Genomic DNA, 12,146 nt, shown 5'->3' with positions numbered 1-12,146 from the left:
CATCGAACGGTAATCAAGGATTCTCCAATGTCTGAACGTAACGCCCTGCGCCCCGCCGCCGAATGGGTGGAACTGCGCACCACCGATGAAGACTGGGCCAAGGCCGACCCGGCCCTGCTCGGCACGCTGCTGAGCCACCTGCACCTGATCCGCGGCTTCGAGGAAGCTGTGCTCGAACTCGCCGCCGAAGGCCTGGTCCACGGCCCGGCGCACTCCAGCATCGGGCAGGAAGGCGGCGCCGCCGGCTCCATCGTGCCGCTGACCGGCGCGGACCAGATCAATGGCTCGCATCGCGGGCATCACCAGTTCGTCTCCAAGGCGCTGGGCTACCTCGCGCCCAACGGCATCGACCCGCGCGCGCCGCTGCCGGCGGACGTGCAAACGCTGCTGCAACGCACGCTGGCGGAAATCCTGGGGTTGGCGCAGGGCTATTGCAAAGGCCGTGGCGGCTCCATGCACCTGCAATGGGCCGAGGCCGGCGCGCTGGGCACCAATGCCATCGTGGGCGGCGGCGTGCCGATGGCCGCGGGCGCGGCGTGGTCGCACCGGCATGCCGGCACGGATGCGGTCGCCATCACCTACTTCGGCGACGGCGCGGTCAATATCGGCTCGGTGCTGGAGACCATGAACCTGGCCGCCGCATGGAAGCTGCCGCTGTGCTTCTTTATCGAGAACAACCGCTACGCCGTCTCCACCACGGTGGAAGAGTCCACCGCCGAGCCGCGCCTGTCCGCGCGCGGCATGGGCTTCAATATCCCGAGCTGGAAGGTCGATGGCATGGACCCGCTGGCGGTGTACCTGGCCACGCAGGAAGCGCTCGCGCATATGCGCGCCGGCAAGGGCCCCACGATCATCGAAGCCGATCTGTACCGCTTCTTCCACCAGAACGGCCCCTTCCCCGGGAGCGCCTTCGGCTACCGCAGCAAGGAAGAAGAGCAGCAATGGCGCGCGCGCGACCCGCTCGAACTGATGGCGCGCCGCATGCAGGTGCGCGGCCTGATCAGCGCCGACGAGATCGCCGCGCTGCGTGAGCGCATCAAGCAAGCCATGCGCGACGCGATGGCCGCACTGACCGAAGCCGATCCGTCCGGCAAGCCGGGCAAGCGCCGCATTCGTCCCGAGCTGTGGCCGAGCCCGGACTTCCGCGATGTGGGCATCCGTGGCGACCTGAGCGAACTGGCGGGCCTGCGCTGCGAGGAGGAGGCCGGCTTCTCCGGCAAGCTGGACAAGCGCAAGTTCATCGACGTGGTGGCGGACGTCATGCAACGGCGCATGGAGACCGATCCGTCGGTGGTGGTGATGGGCGAGGACGTGCACCGCCTCAAGGGTGGCACCAACGGCGCCACGCGCGGCCTGCGCGACAACTTCCCGGACCGCGTGCTGGGCACGCCGATCAGCGAGAACGCGTTCGTGGGCCTGGGTGGCGGGCTGGCGCTGGATGGCCGCTACAAGCCGGTCGTGGAATTCATGTACCCGGACTTCATGTGGGTGGCGGCCGACCAGGTCTTCAACCAGATCGGCAAGGCGCGCCACATGTTCGGCGGCGAGAGCGACGTGCCGCTGGTGCTGCGCACCAAGGTGGCGATGGGCACGGGCTATGGCTCGCAGCACTCGATGGACCCGGCCGGCATCTTCGCCACCAACCCGGGCTGGCGCATCGTGGCGCCGTCCACGCCGTTCGACTACGTGGGCCTGATGAACACCGCGCTGGCGTGCAAGGACCCGGTGCTGGTGATCGAGCACGTGGACCTGTACAACGCCTCGGGCGTGGGCCCCGTGGATGACTTCGACTATCACCTGCCGGTGGGCAAGGCGGCGGTACGCCGCGGCGGCAGCGACGTCACTGTCATCACGTACCTGTCGATGGTCGGCCACTCGCTCGAAGCAGTGGAGCAGACCGGTATCGACGCCGAGGTGATCGACCTGCGCTGGCTGGACCGCGCCAGCATTGACTGGGACACCATCGCGCAGAGCGTAAAGAAGACCAACAACGTACTGATCGTGGAACAAGGCGCGCGGGGCACCTCCTACGGCGGATGGCTGGCCGACGAGATCCAGCGCCGCTACTTCGACTGGCTGGACCAGCCCGTGCAGCGCGTGACCGGCGCGGAGGCCGCGCCGAGCATCTCCAAGGTGCTGGAGCGCGCCGCCGCCGCCCGCACCGAGGAAGTGGCCGAGGGCCTGCGCCAGGTGATGCGAGACAAGGGCGCGGCGTGAGACCGGATGCCTGCCTGGCCAACTGAACGAACCCAAGGAATACCAATGACACTGAACATGATTGTTCCACTGGAGGTCGGCATCGCCGTGCGCGACCTGCCGCGCATGCGCCGCTTCTACGAGCAGGTGCTTGGCTTCGCCTTTGTCAGCGAAGTGGCCGTGCCTGCGGCAAGCGCCGTGCAGGCTGCCATGCACGCCGGCGGCTATACCGCCGTGCGCCTGCAAACCAGCTACGGAGAGCGCATCAAGCTGCTGGCCCCGGTGCAAGCGCCCGCACCTGCGGCAGCGCCCGAGTACATCCTCGACAAGGCCAACGCCACCTACCTCACGTTTATCGTGGACGACATCCAGGCCGCCGTCGACAAGCTGCTCGCGGCAGACGTGGAATTCCTGACCGGCCCGCAGCGCATCGAAGTGCGCCCCGGCACGTACCTCGCGTTCTGCCGCGACCCCGAAGGCAACGTGCTCGAGATCGTGCAGTACGCGGATATCGCGGCTTATCGCCCCGACCTGCAACAGCCGAGGACTGCCTGACATGGCCACCCTGCTACGCATGCCCGAGGTGGCGGCCAATGCCACCCAGGCCACGCTGCAAGCGTGGACCAAGAACGAAGGCGATACGATTGCCGTGGGCGACTGCATCGCCGAAATCGAAACCGACAAGGCCGTGGTCGAGCTCAATGCCGATTCGGCCGGCGTGCTCGCCCGCCGCCTGGTGGCGGCCGGCCAGGACGTGGAAGTGGGCGCGCCCATCGGCGTGCTGCTGGTCAATGGCGAAACCAGCGTGGATGTCGATGCGCTGATCGCCGCAGCCGGTGGCAGCGCGCAAGCGCCGCGGGCCGAGGCGGCATCCGCCGGCGAAGCGGTTGCTGCTGCCACGACTGCCACGCCGCAGGCCGCGCGCATCTTCGCCAGCCCGCTGGCGCGCCGCCTGGCGGCGCAGCGCGGGCTGGACCTCGCGGCATTGCGCGGCAGCGGCCCCAATGGCCGCATCGTCAAGCGCGATATCGAGCAGGCCGCCGCGGCTCCCGCCGTTGCCAGCGCACCTGCCGTTGCGCGCCCCGCCGCACCGCAAGCCCGGGCCAGCGATGCGTTCACCGAAATCCCGCACAGCAATATGCGCCGCACCATCGCGCGCCGGCTGAGCGAGAGCAAGACCACCATCCCGCATTTCTACCTCACGGCGGATTGCCGCATGGAGCAGTTGCTGGCGCTGCGCGCGCAGATCAACGCCAATGCGCCGCGCAAGATCTCGGTCAACGACTTCATCGTGCGCGCCGTGGCGGTCGCCTTGCGCGAGGTGCCGGCGGCCAACGTGGGCTGGACCGACACGGCGATGCGCCAGTATCGGCAGGCCGATATCGCGGTAGCGGTATCCACGGACGCCGGCCTGATCACCCCCATCGTGCGCGCTGCCGATACCAAGCCGCTGTCCGTCATCAGCGCCGAAATCGCCGACCTGGCCACGCGTGCGCGCGCTTCGCAACTGCGCCCCGAGGAGTACCAGGGGGGCAGCTTCAGCGTGAGCAACCTGGGCATGTTCGGCGTGTCCGAGTTCTCCGCCATCATCAATCCGCCGCAGGCCGCCATCCTTGCCGTGGGCGCCACGCAAGCGGTGCCGGTGGTGGAAGACGGCGAGCTGAAGGCCGGGCAGGTCATGCGCTGCACGCTCTCGGTAGACCACCGCGCCATCGACGGCGCACTGGCCGCGCAATGGCTGGCCGCGTTCAAGCGCCTGCTTGAAAACCCCTTGTCGATGCTGATCTAAGGACCATGACGTGGCGAACTCCTCATTTGACCTGATCGTCGTGGGCGGCGGCCCGGGCGGCTACGTGGCCGCCATCCGCGCCACACAGCTAGGCATGAAGACCGCGCTGGTCGAGAAAGCGCACCTGGGCGGGATCTGCCTGAACTGGGGCTGCATTCCCACCAAGGCGCTGTTGCGCTCCGCCGATGTGCTGCGGCTGGTCAAGGACGCAGCGGCCTACGGTGTGCATGCCGCGCCGCCTACCGCCGACCTGCCGGCCATGGTGGCCCGCTCCCGCGCGGTGGCCGCGCAACTCAACAAGGGCGTGGCCCACCTGATGAAGAAGAACGGGGTGACCGTGCTCAACGGCCACGGACGGCTGGCGGGCAGGGGCACGCTGGAAGTCACCGCAACGGATGGCACGATCAGTACCGTTTCATCCGCCCACATCCTGCTCGCCACCGGCGCACGCGCCCGCCAGCTGCCCGCGCTGCCGGCGGACGGCAAGACGGTCTGGACCTATCGCGAGGCGCTGGCGCCGCCCGTGGTGCCAAAGCGCATGCTGATCGTCGGCGCCGGTGCCATCGGCATCGAGTTCGCCAGCTTCTATCACGCGGTGGGTGTCGAGGTGACGGTAGTGGAGATGGCGGAGCGCATCCTGCCGGTGGAGGATGCCGACATTTGCGCGCAGGTGGCAAGCAGCCTGACCCGGGAAGGCATCGTGCTGCATACGGGCACCGGCATCAAGAGCGCTGAGCGCAAGGGGCAGGGCTGGTCCGTCGAGCTGCAAGGCGGCAAGTCCGGCGGCGCGAGAGTCGACGTCGACGTCGTGCTGGTGGCGGCAGGCATTGTCGGCAACGTGGAAGGCCTCGGCCTGGAGCAGACCGCCGTCAAGGTCGAGAAGACGCATATCGTGACCGACGGCTTCGGCCGCACCGATGAGCCCGGCGTGTACGCCATTGGCGACGTGGCGGGCCCGCCATGGCTGGCGCACAAGGCCAGCCACGAAGGCGTGATCTGCGTGGAGCGGATCGCCGGGCTGCATCCGCATGCGCTCGATGCCACACGTATTCCGGCCTGCACTTACAGCCATCCGCAAGTGGCGAGCGTGGGGCTCACCGAGGCACAGGCCAGGGAGCGCGGCCATCCCGTCAAGGTCGGCAAGTTTCCTTTCGTCGGCAATGGCAAGGCCATTGCCATGGGCAGCACCGCCGGCCTGGTGAAAGTGGTATTCGACGCTGGCAGCGGCGAACTGCTCGGCGCCCATATGGTGGGCGACGAGGTCACCGAGATGATCCAGGGCTACGCCATCGCGCAGACGCTGGAGACCACCGAGGCCGACCTGATGGCCGCCGTCCTGCCGCACCCGACCATGTCCGAGGCCATGCACGAAGCCGTGCTCGCGGCCTACGGGCGCGCACTGCATATCTGAACACGGGAGACAACATGTACAACTTCGATCAACGCACGCTGCTGCTGACCGGCGCCAACGGCGGCATCGGCCGTGAGACGGCCAAACTGTTCCTGGCGCACGGCGCCAACCTGGTACTGACGGATCTGGACGAAGCCGGTGTCGCCGGATTTGCCCGCGAACTGGACCCGAGCGGCGAGCGCATCGCCACGCTGCGCATGGACGCCGCCAGCCCCGACGATTGCGAGCGCGCCGTGGCGCTCGCGCAGGCGCGCTTCGGTGGCATCGATTTCCTGGTGCCGTCGGCAGGCTTGTACCAGGCCCAGCCAGTGGCCGAGATGAGCGACGCGCAATGGCGGCAGACGCTGTCGATCAATCTCGATGGCGTGTTCTATCTTGTGCGCCGCGCCATTCCCGCGCTGCGCGAGAACAGCGCCATCGTCAACCTGACGTCGGTGGCGGCACACCGGGGCGCTTACTACAATGCGCACTATTCGGCCTCCAAGGGTGGCCTGCTCAGCCTCACCCGCAGCCTGGCGCGGGAACTCGGGCCGCGCACCCGCGTCAATGCTGTATCGCCGGGCGTGATCGAAACCCCCATGACCACCGAGCTGATCCAGAAACGCGGCGCCGATTCCGTTGAGCAGACACCGCTCAAGCGCCTCGGCCAGCCGCGCGAGATCGCCACCGCCATCGGCTTCCTGTGCAGCGACGCGGCCAGCTTTGTCACCGGCGAGGTGCTGCACGTCAATGGCGGGCTATACATCGCGGGTTGAATCGCGGGTTGAATCGCGGCTTGATCATCCCTCCGGCGGCCAAACGAGATCGCCGGATCCTGCTAACCTGCCGTCAGCGGCGCTGCGCCGAATCCCCCCCCACATCGCTACGGAACCGGAACCAGACCATGTTGCAACTCCAAGACCCCTCCCTGCTGCGCCAGCAGTGCTATATCGATGGCCGCTGGACCGATGCGCAGCGTCATATCGACGTGACCAATCCCGCCACCGGTGAGCGCGTCGGCCAGGTGCCGCTGCTGGGCGCCGACGAGACGCGCCAGGCCATCGAGGCCGCCAACCGCGCCCTGCCGGCCTGGCGCGCGCGCACCGCCAAGGAACGCTCCGCGCTGCTGCGCAAGTGGTTCGAACTGCTGCTGGCGAACCAGGACGACCTCGCCCGCATCATGACCGCCGAGCAAGGCAAGCCCTTTGCCGAAGCCCGCGGCGAGATCGGCTACGCGGCCTCGTTCATCGAGTGGTTCGCCGAGGAAGGCAAGCGCGTCTACGGCGAGACCATTCCCGCACCGGTCAGCAACCAGCGCATCGTCGTCACCAAGGAACCGGTAGGCGTGTGCGCGGCCATCACGCCGTGGAATTTCCCCGCGGCCATGATCACGCGCAAGGCCGGCCCGGCGCTGGCGGCAGGTTGCACGATGGTGGTCAAGCCCGCCTCGCAAACCCCGCTGACCGCGCTGGCGATGGTGGTGCTGGCGCAACGCGCCGGCATTCCCGCAGGCGTGCTGTCGGTCGTCACCGGCTCGGCTGCCGCCATCGGCGGCGAACTCAGCAGCAACCCGCTGGTGCGCAAGCTCACCTTTACCGGCTCGACGGAAGTCGGCCGTACGCTGATGGCGCAGACGGCGTCCACCATCAAGAAGGTCTCGATGGAGCTGGGCGGCAACGCGCCCTTCATCGTGTTCGAGGATGCCGACCTGGATGCCGCCGTCGAAGGCGCCATCGTGTCCAAGTACCGCAACGCGGGACAGACCTGCGTCTGCGCCAACCGCCTCTATGTGCACAGCAAGGTCTATGACGCGTTCGCCGAAAAACTGGTCGCGGCGGTACGTGCGCTGAAGGTGGGCAACGGCATGGAAGACGGCGTGCGCATCGGACCGCTGATCGACGGCAAGGCCGTGATCAAGGTCGAGGAACATATCACCGACGCGATCTCCAAGGGCGCGCGTGTGCTGCAAGGCGGCAAGCGCCACGCGCTCGGGCAATCGTTCTTCGAGCCTACCGTGCTGGCCGACGTGACGCCCGGCATGCTGGTCGCGCGTGAAGAAACCTTCGGGCCGCTCGCGCCGCTGTTCCGCTTCGAAACCGAGGACGAAGTCGTCGCCATGGCCAACGACACGGAATTCGGCCTGGCGAGCTATTTCTACGCCCGCGATCTCGGCCGCGTGTGGCGCGTTTCCGAGCGGCTGGAGTACGGCATGGTCGGCGTCAACACCGGCCTGATCTCGAACGAGGTAGCGCCCTTCGGCGGCGTCAAGCAATCGGGCGTGGGCCGCGAAGGCTCGCACTACGGCATCGAGGACTACCTGGTCATCAAGTACACCTGCATGGCCGGCATCTGAACCATCGCCATGCCCGCGGGACGGCGCTGCCGTCCCGCCTCCCACGCCCTTCTTCCTCTCCCTCTTCCACGTTACCCAGAATCCCGCAATGCAGATCGATGGCAATACCCAGCTTGTCGGCATCATCGCCGCCCCCATCGCGCACGTGCGCACGCCGCAACTCTTCAATGCCTCGGTCGCCCGCCAAGGCCTGAACGCCGTCTGTGTGCCCTTCCATGTGGATGCGGCGCAATTGCAGGCATTCCTCGCCGGCGCGCCGGCCGCGCAAAACCTGCAAGGCCTCGTCGTCACCATGCCGCACAAGGAGGCGGTGGTGGCCATCTGTGGCGAACTGACCGATGCCGCGCGCCTGCTCGGCTCCGTCAATGCGATGCGCTTTGACCGCCAGAAGGGCTTTTGGGTCGGCGGCAATTTTGATGGCGACGGCTTCGTCGCCGGCCTGCGCGAACGCGGCCACAGCCTGTCTGGCAAGCGCGTGCTGCAGCTTGGCGCCGGCGGCGCCGGCAAGTCGATGGCCTACGCCATGGCTCGTGAGAACCCGGCCGAACTGGTCATCTACAACCGCTCCGCCGACAAGGCGCAAGAGCTGGCGGCAAGCCTGAAAGCGGTGCTGCCGACCGTCTCGATTCGTGCCGGCGACCACAATCCCACCGGCTTCGACGTGGTTGTCAACGCCACCGCGCTCGGCTTGCGCGATACCGACGCCACGCCGCTCCCCACTGCGCAACTAGGCGCAGGCACGCTGGTCTGCGAGGCCGTGATCCGCGATGGCGACACCCCGCTGCTGAAGGCCGCGCGCGAACGCGGCTGCGCGGTGCATCACGGCCAATGGATGCTGTATGGACAGATCGTGGAGATCTCGCGCTTCCTGGGCGTTGCGCTGGCGCCGGAGTTTGTCGAGCGGATCCTGGGGCCGGCGGACTGAGCGCGAGCACGGCGGTGCAGCGAACGCCCGCCCTCTCCCCCACCCCTCTCCCGCAAGCGGGAGAGGGGAGCAAACCGGTGGATGGCAAACGGTAGCGCGCCGGCCGATGCCGCCCCGCGCGAAAGCCCAAACGCGCGATATCCGAGGACGAAAGCAAGAGCGCTGCCGCCAGACGCCGATTCGGTGTAGCCGTGCGGAGCGCCCCCACGGGCGGGCCGCACCAACCCGCGATGCGAAGCGAGCCGTCAAGGTGTACCAGGCCGTATGGGGCGCCTCGTCGGCAGGCAAAAAGAGCGGAAAAGAGGGACCCATGTCTGAGTATCGCCCTAAGGCGATGCGAGTTTGGGTCCCGGCCGCTCTTTTTGCCTGCCGACGAGGGGAAGTCGCCCCATCCGGCGCGCCTTCTTTGCCTACTTTCTTGGCAAGACAAGAAAGTAGCCGCCCCGCAGGGGTGGTGAAACTGCCTTTGACTTTAAGCCTTTGACGTTGACGTTGAACGGCAAGCAGTCCCAACAGCAATATCAAATTCAAATCACCCCATCCCTGCGCAATCCCCCAATCACCTCCCCCGTCACCCCCCAATCCCGCAACACCGCCTCGCTATCCGCACCAGGCTCCGCAGGCGCCTGAGGCACCCCCGCCGGCGTGCGGCTGAAACGCGGCGCCGGCGCCGGCTGCATCACCCCGTCGATCTCGATAAATGTCTCGCGCGCCCGGTTATGCGGATGTTGCGGCGCCTCGTCCCAGTCCAGGATCGGGGCAAAGCAGGCGTCGCTGCCTTCCAGCAGCTCGCACCACTGCGCGCGCGTGCGGGTGAGGAACAGCGTGGTCATGCGGGCCTTGAGCTCGGGCCAGTGGCGTTTGTCAAGCTGCTTGTCGAAGAGCGGATCGTCCAGGCCGCAGCGCTCGCGCAACAGCGCGTAGAACTGTGGCTCGATGGCCCCCACCGCGACGTACTTGCCATCCGCGCAGGCATAGGTGTCGTAGAAATGCGCCGCCCCATCGAGCAGGTTGTCGCCGCGCTGGTTGGTCCAGCGCCCGGCGGCCTTGAAGCCGTACATCATGGCCGACAGCAAGGCCGTGCCGTCGGTCATGGCGGCGTCCACCACCTGCCCCTTGCCGGAGTTGCGGGCTTCGTTGATGGCGCACATCACGCCAAACGCCAGCAGCATGCCGCCGCCGCCAAAGTCGCCAACGTAATTGAGCGGCACCACGGGCGGCTCCCCCGCCCGGCCAATGGCGTGCAGGGCACCGCCGATGGCGATGTAGTTGATATCGTGGCCGGCGGCCTGGGCCAGCGGGCCGTGCTGGCCCCAGCCGGTCATACGGCCGTACACCAGCGCCGGATTGCGCGCCAGGCAAGGCTGCGGCCCCAGGCCCAGGCGTTCCATCACGCCGGGGCGGAAGCCTTCGATCAGCACGTCGGCCTTGGCGATCAGGTCCAGCACGACCTCGGCCGCGCCGGGCTTGCGCAGGTCGATGGCCAGGGAGCGCCGGCCGCGCGCGGTCACGTCGCAGCGCGCGCGGCCGGCGCCGGTGGCCGGCGCCTCGCCGGGATTGGCCGGGCGAGGGCGGTCGATGCGAATCACTTCGGCGCCCTGGTCGGCCAGCATCATCGCGCAGAACGGCGCCGGGCCGATCCCAACCATTTCCACCACTTTCAGTCCAGCCAACGGTCCCGCCATGTCCTGTCTCCGGTTGTGTGCTCCCGCAAGGGAAGCGTCTTGCCGGTCAGTTTGCCACGCTCGCCGGGATGTGGAATCGTCAATAACGACGAATACGCGAACACGCGCGCAACAACGGCCCGGGCCTAGGCCGGGACCGTTGCCGCGAAAGCCGGCGGCGTCGCGGCAAGCGCCTCGGCGAGCGCTTGGGACGTGCGCTCGCCGAGGTCGCCGGGTACCGGCTGCCCGCTGTCGGCCAGTGCCTGGGCCACGCTGACCACCTTGTCGGCACGGTAGTGGCGCCCGCTACCAATGGCGGCCTCGAAATCGTTGGCGCGGCCATTGATCTCCTGAGGATCGGCGCTGACCAGCAGCACGGCGTGCGCCAGCACCACGTGCAGGCTGGCGTCATCCGCGCCCGCCACGCGGCGCCAGTATTGCGCCGTGCCGGCAATCTTGCGGGCCCGCTCCGGCGGGCCCCAGGCCAGGTTGAAGCGGCCGTCGCAAAACGACCCATCCACCGCTTGCCAGTGCGTCTGCAACCCAAGGCGGCTCAATGCGGCGGCCAGCACCTCGCACAGATGCAGATAGGCCGGCTCGGCATGGGTCCCGGCGCCGCCGCGCACCGGATAGGCCAGGCTCAGGTTGACGATGCCCGGGCCCTGCGGCACCAGCCCGCCACCTGACAGGCGCAGCCAGACCGGGCAGCCACGCGCGGCAAAGTCGGCGCGCGCGGCCTCCAGTTGCGCATGCCGCAGGTAGCTGCGCGGCACCACCAGCGAAACCGGCGCCTGCCACAGGTGCGCCAGCCAGCGGCCGGCGGATGCCTGCTCCAGCAGCGCCTGCTCGGCGTGCAAGGGATCGAGGTCGGTGGGATCGGGATCGAGGAATTCAAATCGCATGGCATGACCGGTAAGCGCCGGGGCGGAACGCGCAACGGCACGCGCACACGCCGGGCCGCACCGCGGCCCGGTGCCGGTCAATGGAAGGTGAAGCCACCGTCGACGTTGACCGACTGCCCGGTCACATTGTCCATGGTCGCGAAGAACAGCGCCATCCGGCCCATGTCTTCCGGCGTCTGCGCCCGCCCCTGCGGGATCAGCGTGAGCTGGTGGCGGGCCCAGGAATCCTCCACCGATTCGCCTTGCGCCTTCCATTCGTCGGAGAGGCGATCCCACATATATGTGCGCACGATGCCGGGGCAGATCGCGTTGACGGTAATGCCGTCGCGCGCCACTTCCTTGGCCAGGGCGTTGGTGAAGCCAACCACCGCGAACTTGGAGGCGCTGTAGTGGGCAAGGTTGGGGAAGCCTTCCTTGCCGGCGATCGAGGCGACGTTGATGATCCGGCCCTTGTGCTGGGCTTTCATGTGTTCCAGCGCGGCCTGGCAACCGAGGAAGGTGCCTTTGGCGTTGACGTCCATGACAAAGTCCCAGTCGCGCTCGCTGAGTGCGTCGACAGGGTGGATACTGATGACGCCTGCGCAGTTGACCAGGATATCCAGGCCGCCGAGCTGGTCGAGTGCTTGCCTGACCATGGCGCGGTGCATCTCGGGTTTTGTCACATCGACCTTGAGGGTGCTCACCCGGCGGCCGAGCGCGCGCACGTCTTGCGCGGTTTCGCGCATGGCGTCTTCGAGCAGGTCGGCGATCAGGATATCAGCGCCGGCTTTGGCGAGTGTCAGGGCGATGCCGCGGCCGATGCCGCGCGCGCCGCCGGTGATGACGGCGACTTGTCCCTTCAGGGGTTCGTTCATGGGTGGTCTCCTAGCCTTGTTTTGTTGATTTTCTTCAGTGCATGCAGCCACGCAATGCGTCGCGCGACGCGCT

The 12,146-nt window shown here is 67.8% G+C and carries 10 protein-coding genes; 7 read left to right on the top strand and 3 right to left on the bottom strand.

The features are described from left to right. Positions 1-27: 27 nt before the first annotated feature. From AC1Q7Q_RS08610 to AC1Q7Q_RS08580, 7 genes are all read left to right on the top strand, one after another. Entirely contained in the window at positions 28-2,217 is a 2,190-nt protein-coding gene (locus AC1Q7Q_RS08610; protein WP_492370585.1) for an alpha-ketoacid dehydrogenase subunit alpha/beta, read from the top strand. A gap of 45 nt (positions 2,218-2,262) precedes the next feature. After that, positions 2,263-2,751 carry a VOC family protein gene (locus tag AC1Q7Q_RS08605; RefSeq protein ID WP_492370586.1) on the top strand — a complete coding sequence of 163 codons (489 nt, stop codon included), beginning with the start codon at positions 2,263-2,265 and terminating at the stop codon, positions 2,749-2,751. A 1-nt stretch (position 2,752) separates the two neighbouring features. Then, on the top strand, positions 2,753-3,985 hold the full coding sequence (locus tag AC1Q7Q_RS08600; RefSeq protein ID WP_492370587.1) for a pyruvate dehydrogenase complex dihydrolipoamide acetyltransferase: 1,233 nt from the start codon (positions 2,753-2,755) through the stop codon (positions 3,983-3,985). Positions 3,986-3,995: 10 nt separating this feature from the next. Then, positions 3,996-5,396: a dihydrolipoyl dehydrogenase gene (gene lpdA / locus AC1Q7Q_RS08595; RefSeq protein ID WP_492370588.1), complete on the top strand. Its 1,401-nt coding sequence runs from the start codon at positions 3,996-3,998 to the stop codon at positions 5,394-5,396. A gap of 14 nt (positions 5,397-5,410) precedes the next feature. Continuing rightward, on the top strand, positions 5,411-6,151 hold the full coding sequence (locus AC1Q7Q_RS08590) for an SDR family NAD(P)-dependent oxidoreductase (RefSeq protein ID WP_492370589.1): 741 nt from the start codon (positions 5,411-5,413) through the stop codon (positions 6,149-6,151). A 128-nt stretch (positions 6,152-6,279) separates the two neighbouring features. Beyond that, positions 6,280-7,728, top strand: coding sequence for an NADP-dependent succinate-semialdehyde dehydrogenase (gene gabD / locus AC1Q7Q_RS08585; RefSeq protein ID WP_492370590.1), 1,449 nt, complete (start codon positions 6,280-6,282; stop codon positions 7,726-7,728). A gap of 88 nt (positions 7,729-7,816) precedes the next feature. After that, positions 7,817-8,653 carry a shikimate dehydrogenase family protein gene (locus tag AC1Q7Q_RS08580; protein ID WP_492370591.1) on the top strand — a complete coding sequence of 279 codons (837 nt, stop codon included), beginning with the start codon at positions 7,817-7,819 and terminating at the stop codon, positions 8,651-8,653. A 527-nt stretch (positions 8,654-9,180) separates the two neighbouring features. Here AC1Q7Q_RS08580 and AC1Q7Q_RS08575 read toward each other — a convergent pair. From AC1Q7Q_RS08575 to AC1Q7Q_RS08565, 3 genes are all read right to left on the bottom strand, one after another. Next, positions 9,181-10,338, bottom strand: coding sequence for a CaiB/BaiF CoA transferase family protein (locus AC1Q7Q_RS08575; protein ID WP_492387146.1), 1,158 nt, complete (start codon positions 10,336-10,338; stop codon positions 9,181-9,183). A gap of 125 nt (positions 10,339-10,463) precedes the next feature. Then, a complete protein-coding gene (locus AC1Q7Q_RS08570) occupies positions 10,464-11,219 on the bottom strand; it encodes a lipoyl protein ligase domain-containing protein (protein ID WP_492376762.1) in 756 nt (251 codons plus the stop codon). A gap of 77 nt (positions 11,220-11,296) precedes the next feature. Then, a complete protein-coding gene (locus tag AC1Q7Q_RS08565; RefSeq protein ID WP_492376761.1) occupies positions 11,297-12,073 on the bottom strand; it encodes an SDR family NAD(P)-dependent oxidoreductase in 777 nt (258 codons plus the stop codon). Between the last annotated feature and the right edge of the window lie 73 nt (positions 12,074-12,146).

The sequence above is a fragment of the Cupriavidus sp. GW823-FHT07A04 genome (assembly GCF_058794615.1).
The sequence above is the reverse complement of the archived record's forward strand: the minus strand, read 5'-3'. Positions and strand labels throughout refer to the sequence as shown.

Excerpts from the sequence above, each read along its gene's own strand:
- AC1Q7Q_RS08610 (WP_492370585.1), top strand. The coding sequence starts at position 28 with ATGTCTGAACGTAACGCCCTGCGCCCCGCCGCCGAATGGGTGGAACTG.
- AC1Q7Q_RS08605 (WP_492370586.1), top strand. The coding sequence starts at position 2,263 with ATGACACTGAACATGATTGTTCCACTGGAGGTCGGCATCGCCGTGCGC.
- AC1Q7Q_RS08600 (WP_492370587.1), top strand. The coding sequence starts at position 2,753 with ATGGCCACCCTGCTACGCATGCCCGAGGTGGCGGCCAATGCCACCCAG.
- AC1Q7Q_RS08590 (WP_492370589.1), top strand. The coding sequence starts at position 5,411 with ATGTACAACTTCGATCAACGCACGCTGCTGCTGACCGGCGCCAACGGC.
- gabD (WP_492370590.1), top strand. The coding sequence starts at position 6,280 with ATGTTGCAACTCCAAGACCCCTCCCTGCTGCGCCAGCAGTGCTATATC.
- AC1Q7Q_RS08580 (WP_492370591.1), top strand. The coding sequence starts at position 7,817 with ATGCAGATCGATGGCAATACCCAGCTTGTCGGCATCATCGCCGCCCCC.
- AC1Q7Q_RS08575 (WP_492387146.1), bottom strand. The coding sequence starts at position 10,338 with ATGGCGGGACCGTTGGCTGGACTGAAAGTGGTGGAAATGGTTGGGATC.
- AC1Q7Q_RS08570 (WP_492376762.1), bottom strand. The coding sequence starts at position 11,219 with ATGCGATTTGAATTCCTCGATCCCGATCCCACCGACCTCGATCCCTTG.
- AC1Q7Q_RS08565 (WP_492376761.1), bottom strand. The coding sequence starts at position 12,073 with ATGAACGAACCCCTGAAGGGACAAGTCGCCGTCATCACCGGCGGCGCG.